Source organism: Consotaella salsifontis, assembly GCF_900167365.1.
GTDB lineage: Bacteria > Pseudomonadota > Alphaproteobacteria > Rhizobiales > Rhizobiaceae > Consotaella > Consotaella salsifontis.
The window spans coordinates 52251-68330 of the sequence record NZ_FUXL01000004.1; the positions used below are offsets into that span (position 1 = coordinate 52251).

The window sequence follows — 16080 nt, forward strand, 5'->3', positions numbered from 1 at the left end:
TCAAACTCCCAGATAGGCTTCGCGAATCCTCGGATCGGCGATCAGTTCGCCACCGGTTCCGGTCATGACGATGCGCCCCGTTTCCATGACATAGCCGCGATCGGAGATGGATAGCGCGCCAAAGGCGTTCTGCTCCACCAGGAGCACCGTGACGTCGAGCGCCTTCAGCCCCTTCACCACGTCGAAGATCTGGGCGACTAGGATGGGCGCGAGGCCCATGCTGGGCTCGTCGAGGAGAAGGCAGGAAGGCCGCCCCATCAAGGCACGAGCGATCGCCAGCATCTGCTGCTGGCCGCCGGAGAGCCCTCCGGCTGAGAGATTGCGCTTCTCTTTCAACACCGGAAACATGGCGAAGGCGTCGGCGAGGTCCTTATCCACCCGCTCGTCGCTGTAGAGAAAGGCGCCGAGACGCAGGTTCTCCTCCACCGAGAGCTTGGTGAATATCTGCCGCCCCTCCGGCGACTGGGCGAGGCCGAGCCTGATGCGGCGGTGTGCGGGAACCGCCGTCAGGACCTCACCTCTGAAGGTGATGTCGCCGTGGGTGATGGGTTGGACGCCCGAGAGGCACCTCAGCAGCGTCGTCTTGCCCGCCCCGTTCGCCCCGACGATAGAGACGATCTCGCCGGAATTGACGGTGAAGTCGATACCATGGAGCACCTCGATGCGGCCGTAGCGCGAGCGCAAACCCTCAACCGTCAGCATGGGCGGCCTCCTTCGCATGGGCGCCGAGATAGGCTTCGACCACGCGCGGATCGCGGCTGACGGCCGCCGGATCGCCCTCGGCGATCTTCTCGCCGTGATCGAGCACCACGATATGGCTGGAGATGCGCATGACGAGCTTCATGTCGTGCTCGACAAGGAGGACGGCGACGCCCTCGGCCGCGACCTCGGCGATCAGACGGTCGATCTCCTCCGTCTCGACCGCGTTGCACCCCGCAGCCGGCTCGTCGAGCAGCAGCACCTTGGGCTTCAAGGCGAGAGCGCGGGCGATTTCCAGGCGCTTCAGCGTTCCGTAGGAGAGCGACCCCGCCTCCTGAAGCGCGGCACGGGCAAGGCCCAGGCGCTCCAGCAGAGCCATGGCGCCGACCTCCGCCGCCTTCGAGCGCCGGCGAGAGGACGGCAGATGCAGCATGTCGGCGAAGACGGAGCCGCGCTCATGGAGGTGATGGCCGGCGATGACGTTTTCCAGCACCGTCATCTGTTGGAATATCTGAAGGTTCTGGAAGGTGCGCGACAGTCCACGCTCGGCGAGGCGATGGGGGCTCATTCCCGTTACGTCCTCGCCCGCCAAGGTGATCGAGCCGGAGCCCGGCAGGTAGACACCGGAGATCATGTTGAAGAGCGTCGTCTTGCCGGCGCCGTTGGGGCCGATGACAGAGACGATCTCGCCGGGGTCGGCCGAGAAGCTGACGTCGTGGACGGCGCGCACGCCGCCGAACTCTATGCCGAGGCCGCTGACGGACAGAAGGCTCATGCGCCCCTCCCCCGGATCAGCCTGAGAGCCGACGGCACGAGACCCTCGCGCATGAAGATCATGACCAGCACCATGATGAGGCCGAGCATCAGCTGCTCGTATTCGGCAAGGAAGGTCAGCGCCTGGGGCAGCAGCGTCAGGATGCCGGCGCCGAAGATCGCGCCGAACACCGAGCCGGCTCCGCCGAAGACCGCCATGGTGACGAGCTCGATGGAATACATGTAGCCGGCGATGTCGGGCGTCACGAACCTGTTCTGGAGCGCCAGAAGAGAGCCGGCGACGGAGGCATAGACCGCCGAGATGACGAAGGCCTGGAGCGTGACGCGCGGCACGTCGACGCCGACCGTCTTGGCCGCAACCTCCGAGCCGTGCAGCGCGCGCAGCGCCCTGCCCGTCGGGCTGTCGTAAAGGTTCAGCGCCAGCCATGCGCCGACGAGAAGCACGACGCCGGAAAAGGCGTACCAGAAGACCGGCGCCTTGAGCTTAAGCCCCAGCGAGGCGAGGAGATCGCGCAGCCCGAGTTCTGCGACCTGGACGCCGTCCGGCCCGCCGGTGATGCCGCTCTCATTGGCCAGCACCATGGAAACCAGGATGCCGAAGCCGAGGGTGGCGACCGCCAGATAGTAGCCCTTGAGCCTGAGGATCGGGCGGCCGACGAGAAAGGCGATGAGCGCCGAGAGAGCCGCTCCCAGGAGAACGGAGAGCGAGGGCGGCAGCGAAAGATGGGTCGGGCCGAGGGCGCTGGCATAGGCGCCGATGCCGGCAAAGCCCGCGTGGCCGAGGCTGATCTGGCCGGCATAACCGGTGAGGATGACAAGGCCGGTCACGGCGATGCCGTTGACGAAGACCAGCGCGCCCACCCGGTAATAGTAGGCCGAGGGAAAGAAGAAGGGCGTCGCGACGATCAACAGCGCGAGGACGAGCAGCGTGGCGGATTTGGTGGAAAGGCGCATGGCTCAGACGCGCTCCGTCCGCTTGGCGCCGAAGATCCCTTGCGGCATGGCAAAGAGCACCGCGAGAATGACGATGAAGGCGGCGGCGTCCTTGTATTGCGAGCTGATGTAGCCGGCGGTGAGCGCCTCCAAAAGGCCGAGCAGGATGCCGCCGACGAGGGCGCCGTGGGGACTGCCCATGCCGCCCAGCATGGCGGCGGCAAAGCCCTTCAAGGCAAGCGCGATGCCGACGTCGTAGCGCGTCAGCGTGATCGGCGTGACGAGAACGCCCGCCAGGGCTCCAATTCCCGCCGACAGCGCGAAGGACAGCGTCATCACCCATGAGGTGTTGATGCCGACGAGCTGGGCGGCGAGCCGGTTGTTGGAGGTGGCGAGAACCGCAAGGCCCGTCAGCGTCTTGGTGAAGAACAGCCAGAGCCCGATGAAGACCGCGAGCGCGCCGGCGATCACCCAGAGGCTCTGGGGCAGGATCGTCGCCCCGAGGACCGCAATAGGGTCATCGCCCGAGAAGGCGGGAAAGCGATGGAGCTGCTTGTCGAAGACGAGCTGCGCCGCGCCGCGAATGAAGATCGAGGCGCCAATGGTGATGATGATAAGCGAGACGACGGGCGCGCCCCGCGCCGGCTCGATGGCGAGCTTGTTGAGGGCGACGCCGATCGCCGCCGTCACCACGATGGCGAGCAGGGCCGCCAGCGGCAGCGGCAAGCCGGCCATATGGGCGAAGACGGTGATCATGCCGCCGAGCATCACGAACTCGCCTTGGGCGAAATTCACGATGTCGGAGGCGTTGTAGATGATGGTGAAGCCGAGGGCGACCAGCGCATAGACCGCGCCGACCGTCGCACCCGACAAGAGAAACTGCATCAGTTCCGGCATGGGACGACCGATTCCGCCAGAGAGACGACCAGGGACGGATGGGGCGGCGCCATGCGGCGCCGCGTCTTTTCGTCAGCTTTCGGCTATTCCACCAGCGTCCAGCCGCCATCCTTGATCTCGAGCATGCGGAACGCCGTGAGATCGAGGCCGAGATGATCCTCGGGCGACATGGTCACGGTGCCGGTGGTGCCGACGAGGCCGGAGGTCTTTTCGATCGCATCGCGGATCGCCTGCGGATCGTCGGAGCCGGCGCGCTTGATGGCGTCGACCAGGATGGCGAAGGCATCGTGCGCGTAGCCGCCGAAAGTGGAGACGGGTGTTCCCGTTTCCTTCTCGAACTCTGCCTTATAGGCATCGACCACCGGCTTCTGCGGATCGCCCTCGGGCAGGAGATCGCCCACCAGCAGCGCCGTTCCAGGCAGGCGCACGCCCTCGGCCGCGTCCTTGCCGGCCAGATCGATGAAGCCCTTCGAGGCAACGCCATGCGACTGGTAGAGCGGCAGGTCGATGGCGAGCTGATGATAGTTGCGCGTCACGATGGCCGGGCCTTGGCCGAAGCCGGGGTTCAGCACCGCCTGGATGCCGTCCGTGCCCTTGATGTTGGTCAGCTGCGGCGTCATGTCGGCGTCCTGCGGCCCATAGCGCTCGTCGGCGGCAACCTCGATACCGTAGTCGCCGACGATTGCGAGGCACTGCTTGCGCATGGAATCGCCGAAGCCGTCGGAGCCGGAGATCATGCCGATCCTGGTGAAGCCGCGCGTCTTCATGTTCTCGAAGATCTTGGCGCAGGCCATCTTGTCGGTGTGGGGCGTCTTGAAGGCGAAGGGCCGCACAGGATCGATGATCTCGATGGCGCCGGCCAGCGAGATGAACGGCACCTCGGCATCCTCGGCGACGGGAATGATGGTCATCGAGGTTCCCGTCGTCGTGCCGCCGATGATGGCCACGACCTCGTCGTCCTCCACCAGCCGGGTGGCAAAGGTGCGCGCCTTGTTGGGATCGCCGCCGTCGTCATAGGAGACGAGGTCGACCTTCTCGCCGTTGATGCCGCCCTTGGCGTTCAGATCCTTGACGAGCATCTCCAGCGTCTTCGCCTCCGGGTCGCCCAGGAAGGCGGCGGGGCCGGTGGCCGAGAGCGTCGCGCCGATCTTGATGTCGGCGAGCGCTGTTCCGCTGAGGCCAAAGGCCAACAGCGCGGCCAGTGTGGTGGTCGTGGTCAGTTTCGCCATCATGGTCTCCTCCCAAGAGATGGTCGTTATTGTTCAGAGCGAAGGCTCGCCCGGCTCACGTGTCAGGCGCCACGGGGCGGCGCCACATCGCCCGGCGGAACCGCCCCGAGACAAAGGCGGTGTCCGTGAGCGAGGCATTGCCGGCTGGATTGGCGCCGGTGACGTGAAAGTCGCTGAAGGCGGCGCTCTGGTTGACGAAGATGCCGCCTGTCAGGTTGATCGAGAGATTGACGCCCGCGCCGAGCAAGGCGTCGATGGCGCGGGCGATCCGCTCCTCGTCGGTGTCATAAAGCGCGCCGGTGATGGCGCCCTTCGTCCGTGCGAGTTCTGCCGCCCGCGCGATGCCGGCATCGCCATCTTCGACCGGGATCAGGAAGGCGACAGGACCGAAGCACTCCTCCTCATGCGCGCCGGCCGCGCCGTCCTCCACGGCGAGGAGAAGCGGCCCGCCTTTCGCATCGTCGCGAACGATGCGCCCGGCGGCGCGCGCCTGTTCGACGCGCTGGCGCGTGGCCGGGTTGGCGATGGCGCCGGCAATGCCGGCCGCCTGCTTCGGGTCCGCCAGGAGCGCATCGATCGCCAGGGCGATTCCTTCACCCAGCTCCTCGAAACTCTTGTGGCCCTCGTTCGTCCTAATGCCGCGCCTCGGCACGAAGATGTCCTGCGGCGCGGTGCACATCTGGCCGGAATAGAGCGACAGAGAGAAGGCGATGTTGGCGCACATGCCGGCAAAATCGTCCGTGCCAGCGACGACGATGGAATTGACGCCGGTTTCCTCGGTGAAGATCGCCGCGCCGTGGGCGTTGTCCCGGATCCAGCCGGCAAAGGCGCTCGACCCGGTGTAGTCGATGATCGCCGTGGCGGGGTGGCGCACCAGCTCGCTGGTGATCTCGGCGCCGAGCTCGTCGGCGGCCAGAAGCACCACATCCGGCGAGAACCCGGCTTCGACCAGGACCTCCCGGGCGACGCGGACGGTGAGCGCCAAGGGCAGGATCGCGCCAGGATGCGGCTTGACGATCACCGTGTTGCCGGTGGCGAGGCTGGCAAAGATCGCCGGATAGCTGTTCCAGGTCGGAAAGGTCTGGCAGGCAATAACCAGCGACACGCCGCGCGGCACGATGCGCCAGTGCTTTTCCAGGCGGATCGGCTCGCCCCGGCCCTGCGGCTTCTCCCAAATCGCCTTTGCCGGGACGCGCGCCATCTCGTCATAAGCGGTCGCCACCGCCTCGAGTCCCCTATCGAGGGCGTGTGGCCCGCCCGCCTGGAAGGCCATGGCGAAACCCTGCCCCGTCGTTTGCATCGTCGCATGGCCCATGAGGAAACTCATGGCGTGGAGGCGCGTCAGGATTTCCAGACACACGCCGACACGGTCCTCGATGGAGGCGGCGGCCCAGACGGGTGAGGCGCCGCGAGAGGCGGCGATCAATGCCTCAGCGTCGGCAGCGGGATAGGAGATGGACAGTTCCGCGCCGAAGGGAGAAACCTCGCGCCCGACACGGCGCGCCTCGGGATGCCCCGGCAGATCGAAGGCAGAACGCGATAGCGCGGCAAAGGCGCTTTCACCCTCTTCGGCCGCCGTCTCGCCATATAACTTGCGGCTCGGCACCTCAGGAAACGGCGACCAATGGCCGCGCGCCCTGATCGCATCCAGCGCATCGCCGAGCAGCGCCCGGTGGCGTTCGAACAGTTCCGACACTATCGCTCTCCTCCCAGATCGCGTTTTTATAATTGACTGACCGGTCGGTTTATGCAACAACTTTTTTCGGATGCCGGGGAGGAAACGGCGTCCGGGAGGAATTCATGGCAGAATCGAACACTGTCCTGGTGTCGATGGAGGCGGGCGTCCTCACGCTGACGCTTCATCGCCCCGACAAGCTCAACGCCTTCAACGAAGAGATGCACCGAGCGCTTCGCGCCGGTTTCGAGCGGGCCCACGAAGACACGGGCGTTCGCGCCGTCCTTTTGACGGGCGCGGGGCGCGGCTTCTCGGCCGGCCAGGACCTCGGCGATCGCGATCCGCGCAAGGCAGACGGTCCACCCGATCTCGGCCGCACCATCGAGGCGTTCTACAACCCGCTGATCCGCCTTGTCCGCAGCCTTGAGAAGCCGGTGGTCTGCGCAGTCAACGGCGTCGCCGCCGGCGCCGGCGCCAACCTCGCCTTCGCCTGCGACATCACGCTGGCCGCCCGCTCGGCCCGATTCATCCAGGCCTTCTCGAAGATCGGCCTAGTGCCGGATTCGGGCGGCACCTTCACCTTGAACCGCCTCCTCGGCGAGCAGCGCGCCAAGGCGCTGACCATGACCGCCGAGCCGCTGGACGCGACGACGGCCGCTGAGTGGGGCCTGATCTGGAAGGTGGTGGACGACGAGGCGCTGATGGCGGAGGCGACGGCTCTTGCCGCCCGCCTCGCCGCCGGACCGACCAAGGGGCTCGGGCTCACCAAGCGCGCCATCCAGGCCGCCAGCGCCAACGATCTCGACGCGCAGCTCGACCTCGAACGGGACTTCCAGCGCGAGGCCGGCAGCAGTGCCGACTATGCGGAGGGCGTCGCAGCCTTCCTGGAAAAGCGCACGCCGGAGTTTTCCGGACGATGAGCGCCGCGCCTCAGGATCTTTCGCCCCAGGCGCTGGCCGAAAGCTGCGCCGCTTCCATGTGGGCCTTAGACCGCGCGTCCCAGGGGCTCGGCATGAGCCTCGACCGTGTCGCGCCGGGCGAGGCCTCCGTATCGATGACGGTGACGGAGGCGATGTGCAACGGCCTTGCGACTTGCCACGGCGGCTTCATCTTCACCCTCGCCGATTCCGCCTTCGCCTTTGCCTGCAACGGCTATAACCAGCATACCGTCGCCCAGCACGCCTCGATCACCTTCATCGCCGCCGCCTTTGCCGGCGACCGGTTGACCGCGCGCGCGCGCGAGGTTTCGCGAAAGGGACGCGGCGGCATCTACGACATTTCCGTCGTCAACCAGGCGGGCGAGATGGTGGCCGAGTTTCGCGGCCACTCGCGCACCGTCAAGGGCACGCATCTGCCGGCCCCGCCGGCCGACTGACAGCCGGCTTCGCCGGCCATCCGCACATTTCTCAGGGAGGAGAAATCATGGAAGACCTGTCGCCCCGAAAGGGCGATCTCGACCCTATCGAGATCGCCTCGCGCGACGAAATCGAGGCCCTTCAGCTCAGCCGCCTGAAGTGGTCGCTCCGCCATGCCTATGACAACTCGCCGTTCTATCGGAAGCGCTTCGACGAGAAGGGCGTCCATCCGGACGACCTGAAGAGCCTCGAGGATCTGTCGAAGTTCCCCTTCACCATGAAGAGCGACCTTCGCGACACCTATCCCTTCGGCATGTTCGCCGTGCCGCGCGAGAAGCTCGTGCGCATCCACGGCTCGTCCGGCACCACGGGCAAACCCACCGTCGTCGGCTACACGGCCAAGGATATCGACACCTGGGCGACCGTCGTCGCCCGCTCCATCCGCGCCTCGGGCGGCCGTCCCGGCGATCTCGTGCACGTCGCCTACGGCTACGGCCTCTTCACCGGCGGCCTCGGCGCCCATTACGGCGCCGAGAAGCTCGGTTGCACCGTCGTTCCGATGTCGGGCGGCCTCACCGAGCGCCAGGTGGCGCTGATGGCGGACTTCAAGCCGCGCATCATCATGGTGACGCCGTCCTATATGCTGTCGATCCTCGACGAGTTCCGCCGCCAGGGCATCGACCCGCGCGAGAGCTCGCTCGCCGTCGGCATCTTCGGGGCCGAGCCCTGGACCAACGCCATGCGCGAGGAGATCGAGCACGCCTTCGACATGCACGCCGTCGACATCTACGGACTTTCCGAGATCATCGGTCCGGGCGTCGCCAACGAATGCGTCGAGACCAAGGACGGGCTTCACGTCTGGGAAGACCATTTCTACCCGGAGATCATCGATCCGGAGACGGGCGAGGTGCTGCCCGACGGCGAGATGGGCGAGCTGGTGTTCACCACCCTCACCAAGGAAGGCCTGCCGATGGTGCGCTACCGCACCCGCGACCTCTCCCGCCTCCTGCCCGGAACGGCGCGCTCCATGCGGCGCATCGAGAAGATCACCGGCCGCGACGACGACATGATCATCCTGCGCGGCGTCAACATCTTCCCGACCCAGGTCGAGGAGCAGGTGCTAAAATGCGCCGGCCTCGCGCCGCATTTCCTGATCGAACTGTCCCGCGCCGGCCGTCTCGACACCATGACGGTGAAGGTCGAGGCAGCAGCGGACGCCACGGACAGCGCCGCCCGCCAAAAGGCCGCGGCGCAGCTCATCCACCATATCCGTTCCACCATCGGCGTCTCGGCCAAGGTGGACGTCGGCGATCCCGGCTCCCTCGCCCGCTCGGAGGGCAAGGCGCGGCGCGTGGTCGACAATCGGCCGAAGCGGTGATTCAACGGCGAAGCGCCCGGCGATGACACGCCGGGCGCTTCGCGCTAATTCCGGCTCGCCTGCCCTTTGGCGGCGGGATGGCAGAAGAGGCGAATGGCATGGCACGCACACGCGCCAACGATTTTGAAGAAAAGCGGCGCGGAATTCTGATGAGCGCGGCGGCGGTCTTTGCCCAGAACGGCATGGAAAAGGCCTCCATGGCGCAGATCGCCGAGCATTCCCAGGTTTCCAAGGCGCTGCTCTATCATTACTATGCCAGCAAGGGCGATCTGATCTTCGCCATCATTCGCGGCCATCTCGAAGAGCTGGAAGCCGCGATCGAGGCGGCGGATGATCCCGCCGCCGAGCCTCAGCAGCGGTTGCGCCGTCTGGTCGGCGCGGTGCTGGAGAGCTATCGCGGCGCCGACAACGAGCACAAGGTGCAGCTCAACGCCGCTCCCGCTCTCACGCCCGATCAGCAGGGTGAGATCACGGCGATCGAAAAGCGGGTCGTGCGCCGCTTCGCCACCGTCATCTCGGAGATCAATCCGGGGCTCGACAAGAAAACCCCGTCCCTGGTGACGCCTGTCACCATGTCGCTCTTCGGCATGATGAACTGGGTCTACATGTGGTTCCGAGACGGCGGGCCGCTGACGCGCGAGAAATATGCCGACCTCGCCACCACCTTGATCCTTGAGGGCGTCAAGGCGGTGACGTGAGGGGCGACCGCCCCGAACACGCCACCGCGCATGACTTTCAGACAGTCGCGTATCAATATCCGACGGCGGCGCCCGCCGGCCGGCGATTGTCGTTGGCGCCGGCAAGGACGCGCGTCTTCGTGCTTTCCGCTCCAGGTGCGTGGATCAGGATGCCTTCGGCAGCGCCCCAGGTCGGCTGCTCCTCGATTTCATAGCCCATGTCGGTGAGCTTCTGGCGCGTGTCCGGCGACAGCGCGAAGGGCTCGGCAAAGACCTTGTCCGGCAGCCACTGGTGATGGATGCGCGGCGCGTCGATCGCCGCCTGGATATCCATGCCGTGGTCGATGACGTTGAGGATCGCCTCCAAGGTGATGGTGATGATGCGCGAGCCGCCGGGGCTGCCGACCACCATGAAGATCTGTCCATCCTTGGTGACGATGGTCGGGCTCATGGAGCTCAGCGGCCGCTTTCCCGGCGCAATCGCGTTCGCCTTGCCCTGGACGAGGCCGAAGAGATTGGCGGCGCCGGGCTTGGAGGTGAAGTCGTCCATCTCGTCGTTGAGGAAGAAGCCGGTGTCGCCGGCGATCACCTTGGCGCCGAACAGCGCGTTGATCGTAAAGGTCAGAGAAACCGCGTTCCCGTCCTTGTCGACGACAGAAAAATGCGTCGTCTCTGTGCCCTCGTGCGGCTCCTTGCCGGGCTGGACTTCGGACGACGGCGTGGCCCGCCCTTCCTTGATCTCGGCGCGGATGGCCTCCGCGTGCTCCTTGGAGAGCAGCTTCTTGATCGGATTGTCGACAAAGGCCGGATCGCCCAGCGAGAAGTTGCGGTCGACATAGGCATGGCGCATGGCCTCGACCATCAAGTGGACGCTCTCAGCCGAATGGAAGCCGAGCTTGTCCAACGGATAGGCCCCGACCACGCCGAGGATTTCGCAGATCGTCGTGCCGCCCGAGCTCGGCGGCGGCGATGAAATGACGGCATAGCCGCGATAGGTGCAGCGCACCGGGTCGGTTTCGTCGATGGAATAGTCGGCAAAGTCCTGGGTCGTCAGGATGCCGCCGTTCTTCTCGCTGGCGGCGGAGACCGCCTCGGCGATCGGCCCCTTGTAGAAGGCGTCCGGCCCGTCCTTCTGGATGGCCTCGAGAGTGGCCGCCAGGTCGCTTTGGACGAGCTTATCGCCCACCTGCCACGGCTTGCCGTCGTGAAGAAAGATCGAGGCGACGTTGGGCTGGCCGGCGAAGGCGTCGGTGGCTTGGCCGAGAATGTCGACATCGCCCTTCTTCAGCACATAGCCCTCGCGGGCCAGACGAATGGCCGGCGCCATCACCTCCTCGCGCTTCATCGTGCCGTATCGCTGAAGCATGGTGTCGAGTCCGAGCACGGTGCCGGGAACGCCGACCGCCTTGTAGCCGTCGAGGCTGAGGCGGGGCACGACCTCGCCCTTGTCGTCGAGATACATGGTCTCGGTGGCGGCCGCCGGTGCCTTCTCGCGGAAATTGAGGAAGGTGTCCTTGCCGCTCGCCAGATGGATGGTGGCAAAGCCGCCCCCGCCGAGATTGCCGCAACAGGGATGAACGACGGCGAGCGCATAGCCGACCGCGACAGCCGCATCCACCGCGTTGCCGCCCCTCTTGAGGATGTCGGCCCCGACTTCGGAGGCATAGTGCTGGGCGGTCACCGCCATCCCCTCGCCCGCTTCGACCGGCGGTGGCGACACCGCCCCGGCGAGCGAGGGAACGAAGATCGGCGCGAGAGTGAGAATGAGCCTTGCGGCCAGAATTCGAGGCATCGAAGTCTCCTTTCGGCGAGGGCGAGGCGAAGGGAGCCGATGTCGTTTAAGACAGCGCGTCAAAGCTGCTCCCACCCTTCAAGGTAGCGCAGCTTTCGCGAATTGGTCGTGGGAAGGTGAAGATGCGGGAGCGCGCTTTCGAGCGACGCGATGGACGGGTGACCGCTCAGCTTGAATCGCTACGCGTCGTTGCTGTCAAGGCGAAAAGGATAAGCGGTATCGAGAATAAGCCGGTAAAGGATTGAAAAGACGAGCCCACAGATAAGCCAGGCGAGCACGACATCAGAAAGGAAATGTCCGCCGAAGGCGATCCGGTTCAGCGATAGCGATATGGCATAGAGGAGCGTTATTGCTGTCGCATATGGCCTTACTTGCTTAGGCGTAACCAGGGCCGCAGCGACGAGCCAAGCTGACGAGGAAGCCTCTCCGCTGACAAACGAACAGTTCTCATCGCACCGTTCGCTGATCACCCAGACCATCTGGTGCGCGGCGCTCCCACCAAAGACGTCCAGATTGACCGGTCTGGGTCGACCCCAGAACTCCTTCAGGAGGCCGTTCACGATCAGGCCCGGCCCGAGAGCTAGTCCACACAGTAACCAGATCGGTTGGCGTGCCCGTGACCAGGTCAGCGCTCCGTTGATGGCATCCCGGAGGATGCGGACCAGGATAAAAATGATGACCCCAGCCAGCACCCAGGGAGAACTCTTGCGGAGCCATTGCAGGTTGGGGTCGCTCGAGGAGATGAAGCCATCGACAGGGCTGAAGAACCACCGGCTTACAACCAAATCGACTTCTGGAAATATCCAGAAAAACGTGCTGCTTGCCAAAATGGAAAGCGAGAACGCGACAATCAGACGGTTCGATTTCGCGGCGGATGAAGCGGAGAGATATAGGGAGGCGCTCATGGCCGGCGCATGCGATGGCTAGCTTGCAGAAAACTTGCAGATCCAATCTTGCGCAAGGTTCGATGCAGCCGCCGGAAATGAGCAGCGCGCGTGGCGGTCGCGCTGGCTTGCGTGCCCTCAGCGGAAGCAGAGCATCATGTTGACCAGCCGCTGTGACGTCATGGAGAGCTGCGATGCGAATTCTGGTCGTTGAGAATGATCGTTTGCTGTCCGGGGCCTTGGAGCGACGGTTGACCGAGGTGGGTCATGCGGTCGATGTGTTCGCGACTGTTGCGGACGCCGAGGCGGCCTGGAAAATCGCGCCATACGACCTCAGCATCGTGGACATCATGCTCGACGATGGCGATGGCCGGTCGCTCGTCCGGTCTGTTCGGGCCGCCGGTCTACGGACGCCGACATTGATGCTCACCGCGCGAGATGAGATCGGGGACCGGGTGACCGGACTGGATGCGGGGGCTGACGACTATCTCGTTAAGCCCTTTGCAACCGAAGAGCTACTGGCACGATTGAGGGCGCTGCGACGGCGCTCTGCGGAGATCACGGCGAGCGAGTTGCGCATAGGAAATCTTCTCTACGATCCCCAGACCCCGAGTCTGACAGTGGGCGATCAAGTCGTCAGGCTGACCGCTCAAGAATATGCGGCCCTCGACAAACTGATCCGTGCCGGCGAGCGCATAACGCCGAAACGCATGCTGGGCGAGCATCTTTACGCGCTTCATCAGGACTGGTCTGACAACGCGGTCGAGACGCTGGTTCATCGGCTCCGCCGGAAGCTTCTGGAGGCGGGCGCCACGGTCGAGCTTAAGGCGCTGCGAGGTCTGGGCTACATTCTGTACGAGACCGAGGCATGAGACGACCCTATCGCCTCGATGTGAGACTCGCGGTCGTCGTGACCGTGATATCTGCCTTAACCCTGGTGGGTGCTGGGACGATCCTGTCCATGGAGTTTCTGCGCGGCCAGTTCGCGATCGAGGAACGAGGACTGTCAGCGCAGGTCGAGGAATGGGCGGGATTGCTTCGGCGCAATCCTGACGGCACCGTTGTGTTTGACCGCCCAGCCGAGCCGTCAGTAGAGATTGACCCACCCTATACGGGACTCCTGTCAGGTACACGGCCAGTGTACGGATACACCGTGACGGATGCGGCAGGCACGGTGCTGGATCGCTCCGAGGTCAACGCTCCAGCCGGACATCCCGGGCGCGCAGATTCGGAACCCGTTCTCTTGGTGGGACCGACGCTCGACGGCACCGGACCGGTCCTCATCGCTGAATTGTTCGTGCCGGAACTTAAGGTCTGGCTCCGACTGGCACGATCGCGCTCTGATGTGACTGCCTTGACCAACACGTTCTTTGCCCAGTCTCTCGAAGAATTGGGGTGGGCGGCGATCGGAATGCTCGTCGTCATGGTGATCACGGCCGTGAGCATCGTTCGCTTCAGTCTCTTGGGACTTCGGCGAGTAGCTGCGCAGGCCGAGCAGATCACGTTCGACAATCTGGGTCATCAGCGGCTTGCCGGCTCATCGGCACCTGCGGAGGTTCAGCCGTTGATCGCCGCCGTCAACCATGCCTTGGACAGCATAAGGGCCGGCGCCGTCGCGCAGCGTGATTTTTCCATCCATGCCGCCCATGAGTTGAGGACGCCGCTCGCCGACCTCAAGCTGCGGCTGGAAAGCCTTTCGTCCGATCCGGACCGTAACGCGGCCATGCAGGACATCGACGCCATGGCCCGTCTGATCGAGCAGCTGCTGCATATCGCTCGGTTGGACGGCAGTACGGTCTTCTCCCTCCAATCGCTCCACCTCGGCGAGACAGTTGCTCAAGTCCTGGAGGAAGCCGCGCCTCGGCTGATGTCTGCGGGCTGGTTCATTGAGGCAGACGGCCTCGACCTACCGGTCCAAATAATCGGCGACCCGACATTGATCGCGCTGGTTCTGAGGAATCTTTTGGATAATGTCCGCAAGCACACAGCGACCGGAAGTAATGTGAAAGTGTCCATCTCAAAGGACGGAACGCTTCTGTTTGCCGATACCGGACCGGGCTTGCCCAGCGGGTTTCCCACTTCAGGCTTTGCACGATTTGTCCGGGGTAATGAGAATACCCGCTCGGGAAGCGGGCTGGGGCTTTCGATATGTGAAACCGCCATGCGACGTATGAGAGGAACCTTCAGCATGGAGCCGACAGTTGGCGGCGCCGCGTTTCGAATGAACTTCAACCTGGATCGAAGTTCCAATGAGGACAAACAAACCGAACTCAAGGGGCGTAACGTCTCGGTCTGACGCCTCAACTGATTGGGGTGCGGCTTTTGCGAGGCTCGGGATCGAGCCTGAACAACCGACATAGGCGCATTCCAGCCAACCCCAGCCCGGCCAAGGGAGGGATCGCGTAGCCATACCGTCGACCGCGCGCCATCGCGACGCTTGGCACAGCCAACTGGCGAACGGTTTCCCTGCCGGCGGGCCTCACTCGCTTCCCATCCTCCTCGTCAGATGCGAGGGATCGCTCTCCGCTGGGAAGGGCGGTGGCCGGACAGGGATCGATCCTCGGCCGCCGGACTGCCTCCACTCCTGGAACCCGACCCATACGCCTCTTGCGCCGCGATCTGCCAGGAAAACGCGATTCTGAGACGTTGCGGGAGGAAGCAGACATGCAACAATAGCCCGAGGACGACTTGGGGCGGGCAAAAATGTCTGGAGAAACGCGCGAGCGGCGCAAGACCATCGCCAACATCCAGATGCTTCGCGCCCTCGCCGCGCTTGGCGTCGTCGGCCATCACATCATCGATTCTCTCAACAACTATATTGGCAATTACAATATCCATATCGATGTCGGCGCGCGAGGCGTCGACATCTTTTTCGTCATCAGCGGATACATCATGGCGTACACGGCTATGACGTCACAGACGAGCCCGCTCCGCTTCGCAACCGACCGAATTTTTCGGATCGTCCCGATCTATTACATCCTGACGCTGGCCGCGTCCGCAGCCTTGATTTCAGGCTTCAAGCTCTTCGGACAGTCGTTTTCGGCACAAGAGCTTCTTCTCTCCCTGTCGTTCATCCCTTATCCGCACGGACCGATCCTGTTCGTCGGCTGGACGCTGAACTACGAGATGTTCTTCTATGCGATATTTTGCATGTCGCTGTTCTTCGACAACAGGATCATGAGCCTGACTGTTTCGATGCTGTCGATCGTGGTCCTGTGCGCCCTGCACAGTCACATGAGCGGCGCCCTCAAGACGCTTTCGGACCCGATCATCATCGAGTTCGCGCTGGGCATCGCGCTGCTGTTCATCCTGCGCACGACAAGAACGCCGCCGCTCATCGCGGGCATGATCGGGCTTTCCGGCTTTGCCGGCCTTGTCGTGCCGGAATTCGTCGCCCTGGGCGCAGGGTCATACCGGGCTGTCGTCGCCACCTCAGCCTTCCTGATCGTCTATTCGGCCATATCCCTTGAAGGAAGCGGAAGGTACACCCGGAGCAGCCTGGTGCTCCTTCTGGGAAACGCGAGCTACTCGCTTTACTTGATCCATCCCTTTGTTCTGCAGGTCATCGGGAAGATCAGCATCAAGACCGGGATGAACGAAAGCTGGCCGGGCCTGCTTGCAACGGTGCTGACGATGATCGCCTGCTCGGCGATGGCGGGCACGGCGCTGCATCTATGGCTCGAGAAGCCGATGACCAAATGGCTCAAGGGCACCGCGCGCGGAACGGCGGGCGCGGTCGCGCTTCAACCAACGGCGAGTGAAAAGCTCGGCTGATCGGTCGCCGCTC

At 64.4% G+C, this 16080-nt stretch carries 15 protein-coding genes; 7 read left to right on the top strand and 8 right to left on the bottom strand.

Annotation, left to right across the window (positions count from 1 at the left end; genetic code table 11):
* The 6 genes from B5D38_RS06470 to paaN all read right to left on the bottom strand — a co-directional run bounded on the left by B5D38_RS06470 (position 1) and on the right by paaN (position 6228).
* Positions 1-702 (bottom strand): ABC transporter ATP-binding protein, encoded by a 702-nt coding sequence (locus B5D38_RS06470; RefSeq protein ID WP_078707596.1) that lies wholly within the window; start codon positions 700-702, stop codon positions 1-3.
* Positions 689-1474 (bottom strand): ABC transporter ATP-binding protein, encoded by a 786-nt coding sequence (locus B5D38_RS06475; protein ID WP_078707597.1) that lies wholly within the window; start codon positions 1472-1474, stop codon positions 689-691. Before B5D38_RS06475 ends, B5D38_RS06470 begins: the two co-directional genes overlap by 14 nt.
* On the bottom strand, positions 1471-2427 hold the full coding sequence (locus B5D38_RS06480) for a branched-chain amino acid ABC transporter permease (RefSeq protein WP_078707598.1): 957 nt from the start codon (positions 2425-2427) through the stop codon (positions 1471-1473). The genes B5D38_RS06475 and B5D38_RS06480 overlap by 4 nt, the downstream gene beginning before the upstream one ends.
* 3 nt (positions 2428-2430) lie before the next feature.
* Entirely contained in the window at positions 2431-3303 is an 873-nt protein-coding gene (locus B5D38_RS06485; protein WP_078707599.1) for a branched-chain amino acid ABC transporter permease, read from the bottom strand.
* Between the two features lie 83 nt (positions 3304-3386).
* The gene (locus B5D38_RS06490) at positions 3387-4532 is read right to left on the bottom strand and encodes an ABC transporter substrate-binding protein (RefSeq protein WP_078707891.1); all 1146 of its coding nucleotides are present in this window, start codon (positions 4530-4532) and stop codon (positions 3387-3389) included.
* Positions 4533-4587: 55 nt separating this feature from the next.
* The gene (paaN, locus tag B5D38_RS06495; RefSeq protein WP_078707600.1) at positions 4588-6228 is read right to left on the bottom strand and encodes a phenylacetic acid degradation protein PaaN; all 1641 of its coding nucleotides are present in this window, start codon (positions 6226-6228) and stop codon (positions 4588-4590) included.
* Between the two features lie 104 nt (positions 6229-6332).
* Between paaN and paaG the strand changes: the two genes are divergently transcribed.
* From paaG to B5D38_RS06515, 4 genes are all read left to right on the top strand, one after another.
* Positions 6333-7127 (top strand): 2-(1,2-epoxy-1,2-dihydrophenyl)acetyl-CoA isomerase PaaG, encoded by a 795-nt coding sequence (gene paaG, locus B5D38_RS06500; RefSeq protein WP_078707601.1) that lies wholly within the window; start codon positions 6333-6335, stop codon positions 7125-7127.
* On the top strand, positions 7124-7582 hold the full coding sequence (gene paaI, locus B5D38_RS06505) for a hydroxyphenylacetyl-CoA thioesterase PaaI (protein ID WP_078707602.1): 459 nt from the start codon (positions 7124-7126) through the stop codon (positions 7580-7582). The genes paaG and paaI overlap by 4 nt, the downstream gene beginning before the upstream one ends.
* A gap of 47 nt (positions 7583-7629) precedes the next feature.
* Entirely contained in the window at positions 7630-8940 is a 1311-nt protein-coding gene (gene paaK, locus B5D38_RS06510) for a phenylacetate--CoA ligase PaaK (protein WP_078707603.1), read from the top strand.
* A gap of 98 nt (positions 8941-9038) precedes the next feature.
* The gene (locus B5D38_RS06515) at positions 9039-9638 is read left to right on the top strand and encodes a TetR/AcrR family transcriptional regulator (protein ID WP_078707604.1); all 600 of its coding nucleotides are present in this window, start codon (positions 9039-9041) and stop codon (positions 9636-9638) included.
* Positions 9639-9690: 52 nt separating this feature from the next.
* Here the strand turns inward: B5D38_RS06515 and ggt are convergent, their stop codons facing one another.
* Both ggt and B5D38_RS06525 read right to left on the bottom strand, forming a co-directional pair.
* Positions 9691-11409, bottom strand: a complete 1719-nt coding sequence (gene ggt / locus B5D38_RS06520; protein ID WP_078707605.1) for a gamma-glutamyltransferase — start codon at positions 11407-11409, stop codon at positions 9691-9693.
* A gap of 179 nt (positions 11410-11588) precedes the next feature.
* Positions 11589-12314 carry a phosphatase PAP2 family protein gene (locus B5D38_RS06525; protein WP_078707606.1) on the bottom strand — a complete coding sequence of 242 codons (726 nt, stop codon included), beginning with the start codon at positions 12312-12314 and terminating at the stop codon, positions 11589-11591.
* A gap of 173 nt (positions 12315-12487) precedes the next feature.
* Here B5D38_RS06525 and B5D38_RS06530 point away from each other — a divergent pair, with 173 nt between their 5' ends.
* The 3 genes from B5D38_RS06530 to B5D38_RS06540 all read left to right on the top strand — a co-directional run bounded on the left by B5D38_RS06530 (position 12488) and on the right by B5D38_RS06540 (position 16067).
* Positions 12488-13165, top strand: a complete 678-nt coding sequence (locus B5D38_RS06530) for a response regulator (protein WP_078707607.1) — start codon at positions 12488-12490, stop codon at positions 13163-13165.
* Positions 13162-14589 carry a sensor histidine kinase gene (locus B5D38_RS06535; protein ID WP_078707608.1) on the top strand — a complete coding sequence of 476 codons (1428 nt, stop codon included), beginning with the start codon at positions 13162-13164 and terminating at the stop codon, positions 14587-14589. The genes B5D38_RS06530 and B5D38_RS06535 overlap by 4 nt, the downstream gene beginning before the upstream one ends.
* A 407-nt stretch (positions 14590-14996) precedes the next feature.
* Complete coding sequence (locus B5D38_RS06540) at positions 14997-16067, top strand: acyltransferase family protein (protein ID WP_078707609.1); 1071 nt, start codon at positions 14997-14999, stop codon at positions 16065-16067.
* Positions 16068-16080: the final 13 nt, after the last annotated feature.